The 19471-nt window shown below is 64.1% G+C and carries 16 protein-coding genes and 1 tRNA gene; 11 read left to right on the forward strand and 6 right to left on the reverse strand.

Annotated features, from left to right (window positions below; genetic code table 11):
* Positions 1 to 81 precede the first annotated feature (81 nt).
* Positions 82 to 1176: an adenylate/guanylate cyclase domain-containing protein gene (locus IVB54_RS00285; RefSeq protein WP_018459697.1), complete on the forward strand. Its 1095-nt coding sequence runs from the start codon at positions 82 to 84 to the stop codon at positions 1174 to 1176.
* Between the two features lie 81 nt (positions 1177 to 1257).
* Here the strand turns inward: IVB54_RS00285 and IVB54_RS00290 are convergent, their stop codons facing one another.
* From IVB54_RS00290 to tsaD, 3 genes are read right to left on the reverse strand one after another with little or no spacing between them, the layout of a single operon-like run.
* Positions 1258 to 1671, reverse strand: a complete 414-nt coding sequence (locus IVB54_RS00290; RefSeq protein ID WP_026233864.1) for an EVE domain-containing protein — start codon at positions 1669 to 1671, stop codon at positions 1258 to 1260.
* Positions 1672 to 1673: 2 nt separating this feature from the next.
* Entirely contained in the window at positions 1674 to 2654 is a 981-nt protein-coding gene (locus tag IVB54_RS00295) for an NAD(P)H-dependent glycerol-3-phosphate dehydrogenase (RefSeq protein ID WP_018459699.1), read from the reverse strand.
* A gap of 2 nt (positions 2655 to 2656) precedes the next feature.
* Positions 2657 to 3730: a tRNA (adenosine(37)-N6)-threonylcarbamoyltransferase complex transferase subunit TsaD gene (gene tsaD / locus IVB54_RS00300; RefSeq protein ID WP_018459700.1), complete on the reverse strand. Its 1074-nt coding sequence runs from the start codon at positions 3728 to 3730 to the stop codon at positions 2657 to 2659.
* 163 nt (positions 3731 to 3893) lie between these two features.
* Between tsaD and IVB54_RS00305 the strand changes: the two genes are divergently transcribed.
* The 4 genes from IVB54_RS00305 (at position 3894) to IVB54_RS00320 (ending at position 7984) form a co-directional block, all read left to right on the forward strand.
* The gene (locus IVB54_RS00305) at positions 3894 to 4640 is read left to right on the forward strand and encodes a uroporphyrinogen-III synthase (RefSeq protein WP_018459701.1); all 747 of its coding nucleotides are present in this window, start codon (positions 3894 to 3896) and stop codon (positions 4638 to 4640) included.
* Between the two features lie 69 nt (positions 4641 to 4709).
* Positions 4710 to 5972 carry a hypothetical protein gene (locus IVB54_RS00310; protein ID WP_018459702.1) on the forward strand — a complete coding sequence of 421 codons (1263 nt, stop codon included), beginning with the start codon at positions 4710 to 4712 and terminating at the stop codon, positions 5970 to 5972.
* Between the two features lie 36 nt (positions 5973 to 6008).
* Positions 6009 to 7808: a heme biosynthesis HemY N-terminal domain-containing protein gene (locus tag IVB54_RS00315; protein ID WP_018459703.1), complete on the forward strand. Its 1800-nt coding sequence runs from the start codon at positions 6009 to 6011 to the stop codon at positions 7806 to 7808.
* A 100-nt stretch (positions 7809 to 7908) separates the two neighbouring features.
* Positions 7909 to 7984: transfer RNA gene (locus tag IVB54_RS00320), tRNA-Thr, on the forward strand.
* Positions 7985 to 8178: 194 nt separating this feature from the next.
* Here IVB54_RS00320 and IVB54_RS00325 read toward each other — a convergent pair.
* Positions 8179 to 10197, reverse strand: a complete 2019-nt coding sequence (locus tag IVB54_RS00325) for a hypothetical protein (protein ID WP_157643122.1) — start codon at positions 10195 to 10197, stop codon at positions 8179 to 8181.
* Between the two features lie 523 nt (positions 10198 to 10720).
* On the opposite strand from IVB54_RS00325, the gene IVB54_RS00330 reads away from it, so the two are divergent.
* A complete protein-coding gene (locus IVB54_RS00330; protein ID WP_018459732.1) occupies positions 10721 to 11104 on the forward strand; it encodes a hypothetical protein in 384 nt (127 codons plus the stop codon).
* Positions 11105 to 11179: 75 nt separating this feature from the next.
* On the opposite strand, the gene IVB54_RS00335 is transcribed toward IVB54_RS00330, so the two are convergent.
* Positions 11180 to 12226: a polysaccharide deacetylase family protein gene (locus IVB54_RS00335; protein ID WP_247295801.1), complete on the reverse strand. Its 1047-nt coding sequence runs from the start codon at positions 12224 to 12226 to the stop codon at positions 11180 to 11182.
* Between the two features lie 255 nt (positions 12227 to 12481).
* Between IVB54_RS00335 and IVB54_RS00340 the strand changes: the two genes are divergently transcribed.
* Positions 12482 to 12793 carry a hypothetical protein gene (locus tag IVB54_RS00340; RefSeq protein WP_018459734.1) on the forward strand — a complete coding sequence of 104 codons (312 nt, stop codon included), beginning with the start codon at positions 12482 to 12484 and terminating at the stop codon, positions 12791 to 12793.
* A gap of 180 nt (positions 12794 to 12973) precedes the next feature.
* The gene (locus tag IVB54_RS00345; protein WP_018459735.1) at positions 12974 to 13186 is read left to right on the forward strand and encodes a hypothetical protein; all 213 of its coding nucleotides are present in this window, start codon (positions 12974 to 12976) and stop codon (positions 13184 to 13186) included.
* A gap of 24 nt (positions 13187 to 13210) precedes the next feature.
* On the opposite strand, the gene IVB54_RS00350 is transcribed toward IVB54_RS00345, so the two are convergent.
* The gene (locus IVB54_RS00350; protein ID WP_018459736.1) at positions 13211 to 14899 is read right to left on the reverse strand and encodes an MFS transporter; all 1689 of its coding nucleotides are present in this window, start codon (positions 14897 to 14899) and stop codon (positions 13211 to 13213) included.
* A gap of 150 nt (positions 14900 to 15049) precedes the next feature.
* On the opposite strand from IVB54_RS00350, the gene IVB54_RS00355 reads away from it, so the two are divergent.
* From IVB54_RS00355 to IVB54_RS00365, 3 genes are read left to right on the forward strand one after another with little or no spacing between them, the layout of a single operon-like run.
* Complete coding sequence (locus IVB54_RS00355; RefSeq protein WP_018459737.1) at positions 15050 to 16417, forward strand: twin-arginine translocation pathway signal; 1368 nt, start codon at positions 15050 to 15052, stop codon at positions 16415 to 16417.
* A 34-nt stretch (positions 16418 to 16451) separates the two neighbouring features.
* Positions 16452 to 17819, forward strand: a complete 1368-nt coding sequence (locus IVB54_RS00360; RefSeq protein ID WP_018459738.1) for a cytochrome P450 — start codon at positions 16452 to 16454, stop codon at positions 17817 to 17819.
* Between the two features lie 50 nt (positions 17820 to 17869).
* Positions 17870 to 19279, forward strand: coding sequence for an adenylate/guanylate cyclase domain-containing protein (locus tag IVB54_RS00365; RefSeq protein ID WP_018459739.1), 1410 nt, complete (start codon positions 17870 to 17872; stop codon positions 19277 to 19279).
* Positions 19280 to 19471: the final 192 nt, after the last annotated feature.

The raw sequence follows: 19471 nt of genomic DNA on the forward strand, positions 1-19471 counted from the left end.
ACACTGGGACATGGCGGCGCTCGAGCGGCCCGTCAAGGATTGCCCGTGACAAAGACCGCCTGCCTTCGTCATGATCGGGCCATGCACCTCTCGCCGACACTCGCCTGGCTTGTCGATGCCGCCGCCGATAGCGCCGGCGCCGACCGCCTGCTCGCGGACCTTGGCGCACATCTGGTCGCCGATGGCGTGCCGCTTGCGGCGGGCAGCCTGACGCTGGAGGTGCCACATCCGCTGATCGCGAAACGGACCTGGTTGTGGCGCGCGGAGAACGGCCGGGTGATCGAAGCGCTCGGCTTCGCACCAGGCGGCCTCGCGCCCGACCCGCCCAACGATGCCGGCCGCCGCTGGCTGCGCGACATCGCGGAGGGTGAAGTGCACGAAGATTTGGTCGGACGGCCCGACGGGCCGTTGCTCGGCTGGATCGGGCCGCGTCCGTTCACCGCGGACGAGACCGAGCAATTGCGCCAGGCCGCGCGCTTTGCCGCCACACCCCTTGCCGTACTTGCCGCGCGTGCAACGTTGCGCGCGACGCTGGATGCCTATCTCGGCAAGCGCAGTGCGGAGCGGGTGCTGGCGGCACCCCTGCGGCGCGACCTCGGCGAGACCATACAGGCCGCGCTGCTCTATGCCGATTTGCGCAACTTCACGCTCCTGTCGGAAACCAATCCGCCTGCCGAGGTCATCGCGGCGCTCGATGCCTGGTTCGATCGCATCGCCGGCGCGGTCCACGCCTTCGGCGGCGAGGTGCTGAAATTCATCGGCGACGGTGTGCTCGCGATCTTTCCGGTGGTCAGGCCGTCACCGCGCCAAGCGTCCGATGCAGCTCTGCGTGCCGCGCGCGCAGCCGAAGCCGGGATGGTGTATCTCAACGCGGAGCGCCGTGCTCAAGGTCTGCCGCCGCTCGCGTTCGGCGCGGCGCTGCATCTCGGCGAGATGCTATGGGGCAATATCGGTGCCGCCAATCGGCTGGATTTCACCGCAATCGGTCCCGCCGTCAATCTCGCCAGCCGGCTCGAAGGATTGTGCAAGCCGCTCGGCAGAACCGTGCTGGTGTCGGGCGCGCTCGCCGCGGAAACCGACATGCCTCTGATCGCGCTCGGATCGCATTCGCTGCGGGGCATCGCCGCGCCATGCGAGATATTTGCGCTGCCGGAGAAACAAGCTCCGATGTCGTAGCCCGGATGAGCGTAGCGACATGCGGGATCGCAGCAGTAGTCCCGGATATCGCTTCGCTCATCCGGGCTACAGCACCCAAGCCTACATCCCGCCCATCTTGCAGACGAGCTTCCATTCCTCGGCCGTCACCGGCTGCACCGAAAGGCGCGAATATTTCACCAGCGCCATGTCGGCGAGTTTCTTCTCGGCCTTGATCGCGGCCATCGTCACCGGAATCTTCAACGGCTTGTCGGCCTTGATGTCGACGCAGACGAATTTCTCGGTCTTGTCGGTCGGATCGGGGTAGGCTTCCTTGATAATCTCCGCGATGCCGACGATCTCCTTGCCCTCGTTGGAATGATAGAAGAACGCCTTGTCGCCCTTCTTCATGGCGACGAGGTTCTGGCGCGCGGTGTAATTGCGCACGCCGGTCCAGGCTTCGCCCTTGGCGCCTTTCGCCACCTGCTGGTCCCAGGACCACACCGATGGTTCGGATTTCACCAGCCAGTACGCCATGTTCATTCCTCCGCCTTGAAAGGTCGCGTCATGAGCCCCGAGATCGCGGCGTCGATCGTGCTTCTGCCGGTCAGGATCGATGCGACGGCTTCCGATACTGGCATTTCGATGTTTTGCGAAGCCGCGAGCTCGATCAGTACCGGCGCGGTGAATTCGCCTTCGGCAAGCTTGCCGGCGGGCGGCTGCTCGCTGCGGCCAAGCGACAGGCCGAGCGCAAAATTGCGCGATTGTGGGCTCGAGCAGGTCAGGATCAGATCGCCGAGGCCAGACAAGCCCGTGAGTGTTTCGCTGCGTGCGCCGAGCGCGCGGCCGAGGCGTGTCAGCTCGGCAAAGGCGCGGGTGGTAAGTGCGGCCTGGGCGGAAGCGCCGAGCTTGCGCCCGACCGCGATGCCGACCGCGATCGCCAGCACGTTCTTGGCGGCGCCGCCGATCTCGACGCCGCGGACATCGGTGGAGTGATAGGGCCGGAACGTCGGCGAGCCCAGCGCCTGCACCAGGTGGCTCGCCAAGGCGTCGTCCTTTGCGGCCAGCGTCACCGCCGTCGGCAGGCCACGCGCGACATCGTCGGCAAAGCTCGGGCCCGACAGGATCGCCGGCTGCGCGTGAGGCGCGGCCTCGGCGATCACGTCGGTCATGAATTTATGGGTGCCGTGCTCGATGCCCTTGGCGCAGGCAATGATCGGCACCGGCTTTTCCAGGTGCGAGGCGAGCATGTTGACAGCACCGCGCAGATGCTGCGCGGGCACTGCGATCAGCAGCATGTCCGCGCGTGCGGCGAGGGCCAGGTCGCTCGTGACGATGATCTCCGGCGCAAGCCGCACGCCCGGCAGCCGCGGATTGTCGCGGCTCGATGCGATTCGCGTCGCGTGCTCGGAATTGCGCGCACACAGCGTCACGTTCCGTCCGGCCCGCGCCGCCACCATCGCCAGCGCCGTGCCCCAGGCGCCCGCGCCGATCACCGCGACAGATCGGAACGCTGTCATTGCTAGAATCCCGCGCGTGTCTTGCCGTATCCGGCCGGTGCCGTCGCGTTCGCATCGAGCAGCCAGCGCGCGCGAGGCTGTGCTTCCATCGTGTCGGTCATGCCGAGCGCGAGACGTTCCGCGCCGGCCCAGGCGATCATTGCACCATTGTCGGTGCAGAGCGCCGGCGGCGGCATGATCAATTGTGTTCCGGCTTTCCTCGCAACGTCATGCAGCGCGCCGCGGATCGCCTGATTGGCGGCGACACCGCCGGCCGCCACCAGCGCACGCGGTGCACCGAACTGCTCGCGGAAGAGTTTCAGGCCGACGCTCAGCCGGTCGGCGGTGGAGTCGAGCACGGCGGCCTGGAAGCTCGCGCAGAGATCGTTGACGTCCTGCGGTGTGATCTCGGCCAACCGGCTTGCTTCGTTGCGCACCGCTGTCTTCAATCCCGAGAGTGAGAAGTTGGCGTCGGGGCGTCCCTGCAGCGGCCGCGGAAACGCAAATCGCGCGGCATCGCCGTTGGCTGCCGCGCGCTCGACCTGCGGGCCGCCCGGATAGGGCAGCCCCAGCATCTTCGCCACCTTGTCGAAGGCTTCGCCGATCGCATCGTCGACGGTGGTGCCGAGCCGCACATACTGTCCGACGCCGGTGACGGCAACGATCTGGGTATGGCCGCCCGAGGCGAGAAACAGGCAATAGGGAAATTCGAGTGCGTCGGTCAGGCGCGGTGTCAGCGCATGCGCTTCCAGATGGTTCACCGCGACCAGCGGCGTGTCGTGCACCATCGCGATCGCCTTCGCGGTGGTGAGCCCGACGATGACGCCGCCGATCAGTCCCGGGCCCGCGGCGGCCGCGACACCGTCGAGCTGGGCGAAGTCGATGCCGGCCTCAGTCATGGCGCGGTCGATGATGCCGTCGAGCAGGTCGACATGGGCGCGGGCCGCGATCTCCGGTACCACGCCGCCGAAACGGGCATGCTCCTCGACCTGCGACCACACGATATTGGACAGGATCTTGCCGCTGCCGTCAGGCGCACGCTCGATCACCGCCGCGGCGGTCTCGTCGCAGGTGGTTTCGATGCCCAGTACCAGCATTGGCGAATTGTTATCCAATTTGCGCCCTTCCCGCCCCCTTGCGCTCATCCGCAAAGCAGAGTTCTGGTACGTCCGGTAGCATTCCGGGGTCGGCCAACGCAATCGTCACGCGCTGCCGTTCCTCGTGAAAGCGCCACCGCCACGTGGTTCGGGAACACAAGCGATGTCCATTCTTGTCACACGGCCGCATCCCGACAATGAGGCGACGTCGGAAAATCTGCGTGCACGGGGTCATGTGGTGCTGCTCGCGCCGGTGCTCAAGTTCGAGCCGGTCGCCTTCCATGACGAGAGTGAAACGAGCTACAGCGCCGTCATTGTCACATCGGCCAATGCGATCCGTGGCGTCGCATCGCAATTACCGGACCTTGGTCTCCTGCAGCTGCCGCTGTTCGCGGTCGGCGAGCACACGGCTGCCGCCGGGCGCGATGCCGGTTTTGCCGAGGTGATCGTCGCCGGTGGCGATGCCGCTGCCCTGCGCGACAAGGTGATGCAGAGCGCGCGCGACAAGCGGCTGAAGAAAAAGAGCACGTTGCTCTATCTCGCGGGCGCGGATCTGTCGCGCGACCTCGGCGGGGAGCTGGGCGCCGAAGGCTTCATCGTCATCACGCAGACGACCTATCGCATGGCGCCAGTCAAGCTGTTGCCGCGCGATGTCTGTGAAGGCTTTGCCGCCCATGGGATCGAGGCGGTGCTGCACTACTCCCGGCGCAGCGCGCGGGCTTTCCTGGAGGCCGCGCGGGCGGAAGGTGTCGAAATCTCGGCTCTGGCGATCCCGCAGTGCTGCCTGTCCGAGCCGGTCGCCGGCGTACTGCGCGAGGCCGGTGCCTCGCAGGTTCTGGTTGCGGCGACGCCGGACGAAAATGCCTTATTTGACACCTTGGAGCGTGCTTTGCGCACCCGTTTGGCGTAAGAGGTCGGGCCGAATCCGACGCAATCGGGTCCGTTCGTTCAGGGCAGGTAAGTGTGAGGAACCGTCACGATGGCCGACGACAAGCCTGAAGACGCAGGATTGGCTCCCGAGTCCGGCCGCGCCAAGCGCATCCCGCCCACCATCGACCTCGAGGCGACGGAAGTCTCGACTCAGCCGCAGCAGGTGACGGGCGAGCCTGAGGCTGGGGCAGCGACCGAACAGGCCGCGCATGAGCAAGCCAAATCTGAAGAGGGCAAGTCTCAAGAGGAAAAGTCTCAAGAGGTAAGGTCCGAAGAAGCTATTGCCGCGCCGCAGCCCGAACCTGCCGAAGAAGAGTCTTCCGTTGCGTCCGCGTCGGTATCGCCGTCGATTTCACCCTGGGTTATCGCTGCGTTCTCCGGCGCCGTCGCAGCCGCAATCGTGATCGCGGTCGGCTGGATGCTGGGCTGGCCTGCCGTGCAGGCGCCGCCGGCTGCTCCGCAAGTGACGGGCGCAACCGTCGAGGCGCTGAGCGGGCGCGTGGCCGCGGTCGAAGCCAAGACGGGCAAGCCGGCCGCCGATCCGGCCATGGTGGCGCGGATCGATGCGCTGGAGAAATCCGCAACGAGCCTGCGCAGCGAGATCGCCAATCTGCGCGCACAATCCGACAAGACTGCCAGCGCCCTAAACGACGCGACATCGGCGCCGCGCGCTGCCGCGCCCGATCTTGCCGCTCTCAACGACCGCCTCGCTCAGCTCGAACGTGCCAGCAAGACCGAACGTGCGGAACTCGCACAGCAAAGCGAGAAGATCGCCGACGCGAAAACGATGGACGACAAGCCGCTGCGCCATGTGGTGGCGGCGGCCCTGCTCGACGTCGCCGTTCGCCATGGCGATGCCTACGAGTCGCAGCTCGCCGCCGCGCGGTCGCTGGCAGCAAAGCCGGAGATGCTGAAGCCGCTCGACACCTTTGCGTCGTCAGGCATTCCGACGCCGGTCGCCTTGAGTCGCGAGCTCCTCAACATCGTGCCAAAATTGTCGCCGCCGGCGGAAGCTCCGGCCAGCGGCACCGGAATCGTCGAGCGCCTTCAGGCGGGGGCGTCGAAACTCGTCCGCATCGAGCGTACCGACGGGGTCGGCAACGATCGCGGCGCGATCGTCGCGCGGGTGACGGCGGCTGCGTTGCGCAACGATTTCGTCGAGGCGCGGCGCGAGTTGAAAACGCTGCCCGAGGCCGATCGTGCACCGGCGCAAGCTTGGCTCGACAAGACCGATGCCCGTGACGCCGCGCTCGCCGCGTCACGCAAATTCGCCGACGCCGCCATGGCGGATCTCGTCAAGCCTGGTCAATAAAGGTTCGCGCAACAATCAGCGCGTATAGGGATCGTCATGCTTCGCATCGTCCTCTTCCTCGTTCTGATCGCACTGGCGGCGGCCGGCGCGGCCTGGGTTGCCGATCAGCCCGGCGACCTCGTCCTGACTGCGGGCGCTTTCCGCGCCACAACGACGCTTCCCCGCTTCGTGTTCTTGCTTGGTCTCTTTGCCGCGGCAGTCGTGCTGGTCTGGAGCCTGCTGACGATGGCCTGGCGCGCTCCGGGGCGTCTGCGCCGCCGTCGTCACGAAAAGCGCCATGCTCGCGGCCGCCACGCCATCACCCACGGCCTGCTTGCGATCGGCCATGGCGACACCGCGCTTGCCCGTCGCCACGCCGATACCGCGCGGCGGCTGGCTGCAAACGATCCGCTCGCGCTTCTCTTGCATGCGCAATCGGCGCAGCTCGAGGGCAATCGCGACGAGGCCCAGCGCGTCTTCCGTGCCATGGCCGAGCGCGAGGACACGCGCCTGCTCGGCCTGCGCGGCCTGTTCATCGAGGCGCAGCGCGCCGACGATGCGGTCGGCGCCGTGATGATCGCCGAGGAAGCGATCAAGCTGTCGCCGTCCTCGACCTGGGCCTCGCATGCGGTGCTCGGCTTCCGCTGCGCGCGCGGCGACTGGAGCGGCGCGCTCGCGATCCTCGATTCGAATCTGTCCGCGGGCCTGATCGACAAGCAGGCCTATCGCCGCCAGCGCGGCGTGCTGCTCGCCGCCCGCGCGCTGGAATTGGAAACAATGGACCGCGACGTCGCGCGCGAGAGCGTGATGCAGGCGGTCAAGCTCGCGCCGACCCTGGTTCCGGCCGCAGTGCTCGCTGCAAAATTCGAGAGCGAGGCGCATCAGGTGCGCCGCGCCATGAAGCTGGTGGAAACCGCCTGGCTCGCCAATCCGCATCCTGATCTTGCGGATGCCTATGCGCATGTGAAGCTCGGCGATTCCGCGCGGCAGCGCCTGCAGCGGGTCGAGACGCTTGCCGCCAAGATTTCTGCCGACAATGCTGGCTATATCGAGGGCCAGCTGGCGATCGCGCGCGCCGCGATCGATGCGTCCGAGTTTGCCCGTGCGCGCGCGGTGCTGGCGCCTTACGTCAACGATCCCACCCAGCGCGTGGCGATGCTGATGGCCGAGATCGAGCGGACCGAGCATGGTGACGGCGGCCGGGCCCGCGCCTGGACCTTGCGCGCGGTGCGCGCCCGCCATGATCCGGCCTGGACTGCGGACGGCTATGTCAGCGACCGCTGGCGTCCGGTTTCCCCGGTCACCGGCCGTCTTGACGCCTTCCAGTGGCAAACGCCAGTCGCGAGTCTTCCTTCCGACAAAGGCGCCATGATCGAATCCTCGGCCTTCGAGGAAGCGATGCTGGCGGCTCCGCCGCCGAAGCGGGTGACGGCGGCCCCGAGCGAGAGCCCGGTGGAACCGGCTGTCATGGCGCCGGATCCGGTGCCCGCTCCGCAGGACAATTCGCCGCCCCTTGAAGCCCAGGAAATCTTAAAGGAAGCCGTCGAGGAGACCGCCAAAGAAACCGTCAAGGAAGAGCCGGTCGTCACGCCTGCCGAGCCGCTCAAACCGGCCCCTGAGATCGCCGAATCATCGTCCGCGGCGGCAACGCCGGTGTTCCGGACCCGCGCCGACCTTGGCAAGCCGGCACCAGCGCCTATTCCCGCCGTCATCCCGATCGTCCGCGCGCCTGATGATCCCGGGATCGATGACGAGGGTCCGAGCGATGAATTTACGGAACAAATCGGCACGCCCAGGGACCACGCAAAGGCCCAGGCCGGCGGCTGGCGCGGATTCTGGTCTCGCTGGGGCGGGTGAGCGGCATTTGGGAGCCGGCGCCACCTTGCCAATTCGGGCCATGCCCGATATCAGGAGCGCGCGTAACGGGACCGGCCTCGCGCGGGCCCCGGCAAGGTTCGCCGCAATAGCTCAGTTGGTAGAGCACGTCATTCGTAATGACGGGGTCGGGGGTTCGAATCCCTCTTGCGGCACCAGCGCCCCAGTGTCCGGCCCGAAGACATGGGTAACGGAACGTACCTAAGACATGGGTGACAGCCTCGCGCCGAACGGGTGTCGAGAGGTTGCAGGCGTCTGCTTCAGGTGCAGCGCGTCTCGCGCGGCGGTTATTAGCTTGCGGTCATCATCCGTCGCCATTGCATCGATCCTCGCTATCACCGCCGGGCATGCACTATCGCTGCGGATGAATTTCAAAGAACGCGTGCAGGCGCTCGGCAGGATCGGCTTTCATTGAGTACGGCCGACGGCCTGCCTTTGATACAGCTTCGTCCAATTGGGCAAACCGTGTTGCCCGCGCTTCAAGGTGATGCTTTTGACTATCTTGGTCGAGATTTGCGGGCAGAGAGATCATGGATCGAACGTTTGCAGCAAACGCTTTTCCGGCTGTCCTTTCACCGGCTCGGGCAATAACTTCTAGATCGACATGTATGTCGGCCAAGTTATAGGCGCTGATCTTTCCCCCGACGTTATCAGCAATTCTTTCGATTGTTTCTGCGCAGGTCTGCGCGATGTCGGGCCAGCCTTTGTCGAGCGCATCGAGTCCAAAGACCGCAAGATTGGCCGTCGCGTCGGACAAGTGGTGTCCCTTTGCAGGACGATCAGCAGGAAAAAATCCTCCCACCCAAGTTATGAGTGGCTTTAGGTCATCCACAACCGTCGAGATAAATTCCTCTGCACCTGAAGGTGGATGCGCGATCTGGCGCATGAGCACTTTCAGAATCGCATCGAGGGAGTCCAGCACCCATTTGGCCAATAGGGTGCCTTGAAAATCGATACTCGACAGGCGTCGGTAATGCCCGCGGACTTCTTCCGCGGCCTCAGATAGATCGGCGAAGGGATCGTTCCATGGCCGCTCTGGATCAACCTTGATCTTTGCCGCGATGCTTTCGACCAGCGCCGGGATGCTAGCTTCAAAGCCGAGTGCGTAAGCCGGGAAAACGTGTAAACGGCGTTTACCTGCGGCGTCAGCCAATATCTCGGACGGAATTAGTTCGGAAATTTGGTCTAACGTCGATTTTAGCGACCCTACTTCGAACAAGTCGTTCTCGATTTCAAAACGGACCGCGAAAAGAATGGCTTCAAACGAGCGGAACACCGAAATCTGATCCGACTTACCGTATCCATCCACAGCAATGTCAAAGAGCGCCTCGTTCGCCTCCATTGTTGTTTCCGTAGAGCCCACATCAGTCGAGCGGTTTTGAAGCACGGCTCCGAAACTGGAAATAGCACGCAATTTTGCGTCGGGCATGTTGGCCGCAAGCACCAAACGCGCCGCGCGGTGAAGGTAAAAGCAAGCACTATAGGCCAGCGGCGCTACTCTCTGCTCTGCCGCGCCGGGCGCGACAACAGACATAGCCTGCAATGTCATCCGGCCCATTGACGAGATTGAATGTTGCACAACTCGCTCGTTCTTGGCGGCAATCGCGTCCTCTATGATGTGCAGTATGCTCTCGTAGATGGGATTCAATACGTCCGATACGTCGCTCAGGTATCCAGCAAATGGAAATTTGGGATCTACATGAAGCGTTATGCTCTTCTTTCGTAGGTCTGAGTATTCGGTAGCGATAGTTTCAAGCGCGCCGAGGGTTTCGATGGTCGCATTCGAGTCGCGGCGAGCAATGAAACGGTGCGCAAATTCCTCAAGTTGCGCAATCGAGTGTTGGAGTCCTTGAGGTAAGCGCGTGCGCACAATTGTTTGTGCGTGGAGTGTCTGATCCATCTTACTCGGCGCGCCGTTAGCAACGACTTGAATTGCGACCACCTTCTCAGCAGCTCGTCCTATCCTGCGAATCTGCGCGCTGCTGACCCGTACGATTTGTCGGATGGCCGACTCTGGTGCAAGCAGGTTAAGTGTTGAAACGTAGAAGCGGCGCAGAGCATCGAATGATATTCCAAGAAGAAGGAATTGCAGCACCAGGGACATCTTCGGATCGAGCCGGACGGACCACCGCGTCCCCAGCAATAGCGAGAGCATCGTAGTCGCCACCAAAATCAAAAAAACGCCGAGAAGAGCACGATCCTTAGCGAACTGCTGCAAAACAGAGATAGAAAATAATTCGGCGGCGCGTTGCGCAGGAATAATTGAAAGAGACAAAACTAGCGCAAGCGCAGCGCCAATTATTTGGGCGGCGGCTAAGTGCATCTCACTTGCTTTGATATCCGTGCTGTCAGCGATGGTGTAGAAGAGCACCGAGATTATCACGGACACAATTGTCGCGAGGAGCGTTGATCCTTTGGAGGCGACTTGCTGGATCGTTCGTTGCAGGCGCAGGTCTGTAGACAGTAGCGCTTTGATGTACGTCGCATGGGCGCGACGGCGGTACCCAAGGGCGACGCGGCCGAATTTGTGCCATCGCGACTCGCTAATTGGGTCGCTCAGCTTTGTGGGTGGTTCAGAGGTTCGCCCTAGCGGACTAGAGCGGGGTGCTTCCGCACGATGACCATCCCGAGCGGCAGTTGACTGCGGGCGAGACGGTGTAGACTCGCCTTCCTTCATATGTGGAAAGACCTTATACATTAGACAATTCGAAGATCAGCGAGGACGGCCAACTATAGTTGTCGTTCGCAGCGTCCACAACTATCGCACAGAGAGCTGCCGTTCCATCGCAACGGACGCGTTCGGGATCGAGCGCCACCCTGAGTGATCGTGATCACATAAACTCGCAATCGGCTCCCCTAGTGTCCAGCTCACGCCAAACACGGGGAGATTTCATATGCGCAAGATCATTTTGGTGACCGCCATGGTGCTGGTCTCTGCCTCTGCCCAGGCCGGAGGCCCGCGCAGCCTGTCGCTGTCCGCGGTGAGCGAGCCGGCTTCGGTTCAGCAAACGACGCCGGCGCTTGCCGCCGCGCCGACGCAGGTGAGCGAAGCAGCGCCTGCCGCCGAAGCTCCGAAATATCTCGATCGCCCGCCGGCGGTGTCGCTCAATGCGCCCGCGGCGGTTGCCACACCCACGACCACGACGGCCTCAGCGCCCGCGACGACGACGCAACCCGCCGCGAAGACAACGGCCAAGGCAGACAAGCCGAAGCACAAGCGCAGCTGGACCGAAGGCCGCATCATCAGCGAGCTGCATCGCCATGGCATCTACTGGTAAGATGCCCGCTCTCAAAAGGATATGGCCGGGACAAGCCCGGCCATCACGCGAGAGTTTTGAATCTGATCGGGCGCGTTACTGCGAAACCGTCTGCACCACGCTCCCGATCGGACGCGCGCTCGAGGTCGGCACCTTTAGGTCCTTCAGCAGCGCCTCGTCATATTCCGGCAGCGACTGGAGGGTCGTCTTGGCCTTCATCTGCACGATCTTGTAGCCGCCGGCCTTCAGCCGCGCGAGCAGCGCGGGCATGGCTTCGCCGGTGTGCTTCTGGAAGTCGTGCATCAGGATGATGCCCTTGCCGAGCTTGTCGAGCCTGGTCATCACGGTCTCGATGATCTTCTCCGGCGTGGCGCCCTTCCTGAAATCGAAGGAGTCGATGTCGGTCGAGAACATCGCGACGTTTCGGGTGCCGAAATAGCTCACGATCGCCGGATTGTGCTGGAGCTGCGGGAAGCGGAAGAACGGCGCCGGGTTGGTGCCGAGCGCGTATTTCACCGCGCTAATGCCCTTTTCGACCTCGTCCTTGGCCATCTGCTCGGTCATCTTCTTGCCGTTCAGATTGACGTGCGACCAGGTGTGCGTGCCGACCGTATGGCCCTGGGCCAGCACCTGGCGCAGGATCTCCGGGTGGTAGGTCGCATGCTTGCCGACCGAGAAGAACAGGCCCTTGGCGCATTCGTCCGCGAGCGCCTTCAGTACGGCGGGCGTGTTGACCGGCCAGGGGCCGTCGTCGAACGTCAGCACGACCTCCTTGTCGGTGAGGAAGTCGAACTGCTTGAAATGATCGAAGCCGAAGCCCGGACCGCCGGTGGTGTCGATCTCGACCACGCGGGAGACGCCGAGCGCGTTGGGATTGGCGCAGGTCGATTTCTGCTGAACCGGCATCGGCGCGGGTGCGGGCGCCGAGGCGGCTGCCGCCGGCTTGGCCGCAATCGCGGCCGTGATCGCGACGTCGTCCTTGGCGGCGAGCTTCGCCTGTGCCGGCAATGGATCGGCGGCACGGGCGGCAATCGTCTTGGGAGCGGCCTGGTCGGCGCGCGAGGAATAATAAAACCAACCGCCGGCGGCAATCACGACCGCCGCAACTACACTGGCCAGCATCAGGCCCAACGCATTACGCATCGCCATTCTTTCCAATTACGCAACCAAACCGGCGGAATTTCCCGCTCGACGAGCCATTAATGCGAAGGAACAGTTAACGTGACACCAACACGACAGCGGATATGGAGGAATTTCAGCGAGGTGCGCCAGCGTGACCGAGGTCACAGAGGGTGAGCCTCCCGTGACCGTCATCACAGTCGGAACTGTTTTGCTGGAGCATGGTCAATCCCATCAACAACGGCGGGCCCGCTTCCGCGGTGCCAATGGGAGCTTCAAATGACCAACTCGCTGAACATCAAGTCCTTAAGTAGCAAGATCCGCGACGTCAGCCTGGCTCTGGGCTTTGCCGCCATCCTCTCGATCGCCTCGACCGGCTCGAGCTTCGCCTTCTCGTCCGAAGCGCAGCAGCAGTGCACCGGCGACGCTTTCCGCCTGTGCTCGTCGGAAATCCCGAACATCCCGAAGATCACGGCGTGCATGATGAAGCATCGTTCGGATCTGAGCGCCGGTTGCCGTGCGGTGATGGACAAGGATCTCGCCAAGGGCGGCGCGTCACGCAAGGTCGCTGACGCCCAGGACAGTCAATAAGAGTCGATCAGTAACAGCAACGATAGCGTCGTTGCGTCGGTTAGCTCCCCTCGCGATGTGCCCCGGCGTGATGCCGGAGCGCCGCGGCGGCGCAAGCCCGTCTGCCAATAAAGCCGTTGCGGCTTCGGGATCGTCGCTCTAGCTTCGCCCGCACATCTTCCGGGTAAGAGGCATTACGCGATGACCAGATTTCTTTGCATCATTCCATTGATCCTGTTTGCATCGACTGCGTCAGCGCAGCAGCCCGGTCACGACGCCTGCGCGCGCGACGTCACGCGCTTCTGCCGTCCGGTGATGAACAATGGCGATGGCGCCGTGCTCGCCTGCCTCAAGCAGAACCGTACGCGGCTCACCAAGGGCTGCGACAAGGTGCTGACGGATCACGGGCAGTAAGACGTCGCTACGGACTCGCAAAACCTAAGTGCTGCTTCCCGCCGCAGTGGCGACCACGGGCAGCACCTCACTTGCTGCCTGGTCCGGCGTCTCCTCTTTCCAGCGCACCGAGCCGAACGGACGCTCGAGCATGCGGCGGATCCGCACCGGATCCGGGCCGATGTGGAAATCGATCGCCTCCTGATGCAGCGCGCGTTCGGACTGGGTCGAGCGGTTGCGCTGGCGCAGATAGTCGAGCCAGGTCGGGCAATGATAGCGCTCGGTCCACAATTCGGGATCGGCGATGTCGCGCGCGATCGACCAGCCATAGGCGCCGTTGCGCTGGCGAGAGAGCTGCACGTCCTGCATCACGTTGTGAAAGGCGCGGGCGTTCTCTTGGGCGACGCGGTATTCGATCTCGACCACCAGCGGCCCGCTGCGCGCCGTGAGCGACAATTTGACTTCCGGATCGGCCAGCAGATCGGCGTCTTCGTTGCGGGCGCCGACGCGCGGCATCGTGAGCCAGATTCCGAGCACCGGCGAGATCAGCATCAGGCCGGCGGCCGTCAGCAGCGCTACCTCGACGCCGGCATAGTCGGTGAGATGGCCCCAGCCCCAGGCGCCGATCGCGATGCCGCCGGAAATCGAAGCCTGAAACGCCGCGAGCGAGCGGCCGGCGACCCAGCGCGGCGCCGAGAGCTGCACGCCGATATTGAACAGCGCGATGGCGGCCATCCAGACCGCGCCGGCGAGCACCAGCGCAGCCGCGGTCAGCACCGGCTCGGTGCTCACGGCGAGAGCGGCCATCGCAAACGCCATCGAGATGGTGCAGGCGCGGATCGCGGCTTCGCCGCTCATGCGCTTGCGCAATTCGTGGATGTTGAGCGCGCCGATCACAGCGCCCATTCCGAAGGCGCCGAGCATGATGCCGTAGGTTTGCGCGCCGCCATGCAGCAGATCACGTGCGACCAGCGGCATCAACGCCATGATGGCACCGCCAATCAGGCCCATCACCAGCGTGCGCAACAGCACGATCTTGATCGGCGGCGAATTGGTGATGTAGCGGAAGCCCGATACCATGGCGCGGTTGAGCTTCTCCCGCGGCAGGCGCGAGGGTTCGGTGTTGCGCCGCCAGAGCAGCAGCACCACCAACAGCGGCAAATAGAGGATCGCGTTACACGCGAACGCCGCGACAGCACCGAGTGCGGCGACGATGACACCGCCGACCGCAGGGCCGAAGCTGCGGGCGATGTTGTAGCTGATGCCGTTCAGCGCGACGGCTGACGGCAGTGCATCGGGCGGCACCTGCTCGCTGACCGAGGACTGCCAGGCCGGACCGAACAGTGCGTTGCCGCTGCCAACCACGAAGCAGAAGGCGAGCAGCGTTTCCGGGGAAATGAAGTTGAGCCAGGCCAGGACCGTGAGTGCGGTCGCGCCAGTCAGCGCGATCATGAGCGCGATCAGGGTGACGATACGGCGGTCATACATGTCGGCGATGGCGCCCGCCGGCATCGAGATCAGCATGATCGGCAGCATCAGGGCGGTCTGTACCAGCGCCACCTTGTCCGCCGAGGCCGCCATCTGCGTCATCGCCCAGGCGGCGCCCACGCCCTGGATCAGCAGGCCGAGATTGGAGAGCAGGCTGGCGAGCCAGATGCGCCGGAACACGGTGTACCGTAGCGGCGCCATGATGCCGTCGGCGTCAATTTTCTGACGGTTCGTCTGCTCGGTCATATCCCCTTCCAAATGGGCTGGCAGAAGTGGCGTCGGCGTGGTCTTTGGGCGATTTCGGCAAGTTCAGTGATGCCCGCGAAAGTCCTTCGCTGTCCAGTGGTTAGGCCGGTATAAGCGGTGCACAGAGATGCTTTTGCCGGGGAGGAACAGATGAAGCTGTCACGACGGATGATCTTGCAAGGTGCCGGCAGCTTGCCCTTCGCAATTGCGAGCTTGCGCACGGGCGCATTGGCTCAATCCGCACCCACTGCGCCGAGCGAGGTGCCGCCAATCCTGTTCGTCCACGGCAATGGCGACTACGACGCGCTCTGGATGACGACCTTGTGGCGGATGGAATCCAACGGCATTGCGCGCGATCGCATGCATGCGATCAATTTCAACGATCCCAATGCGCGAAGTGACGACAAGGTCGAGCAGGCGGGCCGCTCCTCGACCGAGGACCAGCGCCGCGAGCTCGCCGCCGCCATAGCCGAATTGAAGCGCAGCACCGGCGCCGCCCGCGTGGCGCTGGTCGGCAGCTCGCGCGGCGGCTATGCCATCCGCAACGTCATCAAGAACGGCGGCGCCGGCGATGTCAGCCACGCCGTGCTGTGCGGCACGCCCAATCACGGCGTGTTCGCGACTGACGACCAGCCCAACAGCGAGTTCAACGGCCGCGGCGCGTTCCTGCTCGGCCTGAACGAGGGCGAGAGTGAGGTGACGCCGGGTGTTGCCTTCCTGACCTTGCGCAGCGACGGCATGGACAAATACGCGCAGGCCGATGGCCGCTTCATCGGCAAGCCCGGCACGCCGACCGGCGTCAGCGTCGAAGGTCCGGAGTTGAAGGGGGCCACCAACCTCGTGCTGGGCGCACTCGATCATCGCGAGGTGGCGTTTCACCCCCGAGCCTTCCGCGAGATCTATAAGTTCATTGCCGGCCGCGAGCCCGCGCGAATCTCGATTGTGCCGGAGCAGAGCGTCAGGCTGAGCGGCCTCGTGACGGGCACACCGGGCGGTGCGCCGACCAATCGGCCGGTGGCCGGTGCAACCGTCGATATCTTTCGGGTTGATCCTGAAACCGGTGAGCGCAAGGGCAGCGCCGTGCACAGCGCGAAGACCGGTGCCGACGGCCGCTGGGGACCGGCGCAGGTCGAACCTTCCTGGTCGCTCGAATTCGCCCTCGCAGCGCCGGATGCGCCGACGACGCACATCTACCGCTCGCCCTTCCCGCGCTCGTCCGACGTCGTTCACCTGCGCGCCGCGCGCCCGCTCGGTCCCGCGGACAAGGACGCCGGGGCCGTCGTGATCATGTCGCGTCCGCGCGGCTATTTCGGCCTGCCGCGGGACGTGGTGCTGCTCGACGGCAAGGAGCCGGCGGACGTCAAATCGGGTGTGCCCACGGATTCGACAGCAACACTGCGCCTTCCGGCCGGCGAGGTCGGGCGTAACATCGTGGCCGAATTCAACGAAGAACGAATTGTGGCACGCGCCTGGCCTGCCTCCGAGAACAGGATTGCGATTGCCGAGCTGACTTACTAGCTAACTGCCTGCGCCACCCCTCCGGGAGAGAGCCATGAACATCGCCAGCGTGCGTCGGCCCATCGTCCCTCCGACGCCGCCGCGAGCGCCCGACGACATGTCGTTCCTCGGCCGGCTTGCCGTGATCAAGCGGAATATGATCGCGACCTGGGGGCAGCGCGCCTATGAGGAAGACGTCATTGAAGGCCGCTTCTTCTTCCGCAACAGCTTCATCCTGAACCGGCCGGATGCGATCCGGCATGTCCTGCTCAGCAATTACGAGAATTATTCGCGTACTCCGGCGGGCATCCGCATGCTTCGTCCCGTGCTCGGCGACGGTCTTCTGATTGCGGAGGGCCATTCGTGGACGTTTCAGCGCCGCACCCTCGCGCCGGCGTTCACGCCGCGTGCGACAGCAAATCTCGTTCCGCACATGACGGCGGTGCTCGACGAGACCATCGCAAAGCTCGACGGGCGAACGAGCGAGCCGGTCGATCTGCGCGAGATCATGCAGCGCATGACGCTGGAGATCGCCGGCCGCACCATGTTCTCGTTCGGCATGGACCGGCATGGTCTGACCTTGCGCAACTTCGTCATGGAGTATGGAGCCCGACTCGGACGGCCGTACTTGCTCGACATGGTGCTGCCGCTGTCCTGGCCGAGTCCGATGGATTTTGCCCGCGCCCGTTTCCGCAAGCGCTGGACCGAATTCGTCGCGATGCTGATCGCCGAGCGGCGTGAGATGGGCAAGAAAGACGGCGCGCCGCCGCGCGATCTTTTCGATCTCATGGACGAGGCGCGTGACCCTGAAACCGGCAAGGGCTTTTCGGACGAACAACTGGTCGACGAAGTCGCGACTATGATCCTCGCGGGTCACGAGACCACGGCGACCGCGCTGTTCTGGGCGCTCTATCTGCTCGCGCTCGATCCCGATACGCAGGAGGAGATCGCCTCCGAGACCCGCGGCGAGCACCTCGACAGCATGGCCGACATCGATCGGCAGAAGTTCACCCGCGCCGTGATCGAGGAGACCATGCGGCTTTATCCGCCGGCCTTCCTGATCGCCCGGGCCGCGCGCGAGAAGGACAACGCGGCCGGCGTCGCCATCGGCAAGGGCGACATCATCATGATCGCACCGTGGCTGCTGCACCGGCACGAGAAGCTGTGGGATCAGCCGAACGCGTTCATTCCAAAACGCTTCATGTCCACGGAAGCGCCCGATCGATTCGCGTATCTGCCCTTTGGCGCGGGTCCGCGCGTCTGCGTCGGCGCCCCCTTCGCGCAAGCCGAATCCGTGCTGGCGCTGGCCCGGCTGATCGGTGCGTTCCGTGTCGAGCTTGCCGATACCAGCCCTGTCATTCCGCTCGGCGTCGTCACGACCCAGCCGGACCGGTCGCCGCTGTTCCGCATCACGCGTCGGTGACAGGCGTTCGCCTGGCCGACGGCGTGATCCACTCCAGATAGAGTTGCGCCATGAGCGATATCCAGGCCCAGTTTTCCGTTCTGAAGCAGACCGCCGATGCGAAAGTGGTCGACGCGATCGCGCGCCTCATCGAGGACGGCGAAGATCACGAGCTCAACCGCGTCAATGTACTCGATTTCGCGAAGCAGCACGGTCTCGATGAAGAGCACGCGATCTCGGCATTCCTGCATTCGGCGCGGCTCGGCCTGTTCGATCTGGGCTGGAATGTGCTGTGCCCGGGCTGCGGCGGCGTGTTGGGTGCGCACTCGACCCTGAAGGCGCTCAAGCCAGACAATTATCATTGTGCGCTGTGCGCCTGCGGCTACAAGGCCTCCGTCGATGATCAGGTCGAAGTCTCCTTCACCGTCAATTCACGTGTCCGGCGCATTGCGGCGCATGATCCCGATACGCTTCCGGTGTGGGAGTACTTCAAGCAGGTGTTCTGGAGTTCCGGCGTCGACTTCAACAAGGAATCGTTTGCGACGCTCGCCAACGAGGTGACGCTGGACACGATGGAGCTCCCGGCCGGCGAGAAGGCGACCATGTCGCTGCAACTGCCGGACGATTTCATCATCATCTTCGAACCGGTGACGCACGCGGCGCATTTCATCGACGTGCAGGGCGAGCCCACCAAGGACCGTCAGCAGCTCGCCATCATGTACAACAGGGTGCAGGCGCCGACGGGAACCACGACCATGCGGCCGGGCCCGCTGCGGCTGTCGCTGGAGAACCAGGCCGGCGTACGCGTGCTGCCGTCGGTGTTCATCGCGGCCGAGGCGCTCCATCACCTCATCGGCAAGCGCAAGCCGTTCCTGACCGCCAAGCGGATGCTGTCGAACCAGACGTTTCGTGATGTGTTCAAGGCGGACAATCTCAGTCTCGACCAGCGGCTCCAGATCACCTCGCTGACCTTCCTGTTCACCGATCTGAAGGGATCGACCGCGCTCTATGAGCGCGTCGGCGATCTTGCCGCCTTCGACCTCGTGCGCGCGCATTTCCATGCGCTGCTCGAGATCATCTCCTCCGAGAAAGGCGCGGTGGTGAAGACCATCGGCGACGCCGTGATGGCGACCTTCGTCCGTCCCGAGCATGCGATCGCAGCGGGTTTGCGGATGCGCGCGGCGATGGACGAGCTCAACAAAAAGCGCGGTACTGCCGATCTCATCGTCAAGATCGGCATCCACGAAGGTCCGTGCCTCGCGGTGATGCTGAACGAGCGGCAGGATTATTTCGGCCAGACCGTCAACATCGCCGCCCGCGTGCAGAGCCTCTCGACCGCGCAGGAGATTCACATCACCGGCCCGGTGCTGGATGCGCCGGCGGTTGCCGAAGTCCTCAAGCAGCGCGAAATCAGGCCGATCCAGAAGCAGGCCGCACTGCGCGGCATCGCCGACAAGATGGTGGTGTACGAGATACCGTGACTGGTGTCGTCCCGGCGAAGGCCGGGACCATACCGCGTGATTTCCGAAACAGGCTGGATGGTCGTTACCAAAGCCTTCGCCAAACCGCAGCCTGTGGTTATGGGTCCCGGCCTTCGCCGGGACCACATGTGCGCACTTGCCTTGCCCTACTCCAAAATCACAGACTCAGATTGCCGAAACGTAATGCGACGC

The sequence above is a fragment of the Bradyrhizobium sp. CW1 genome (assembly GCF_023100665.1).
Lineage (GTDB): Bacteria > Pseudomonadota > Alphaproteobacteria > Rhizobiales > Xanthobacteraceae > Bradyrhizobium > Bradyrhizobium canariense_D.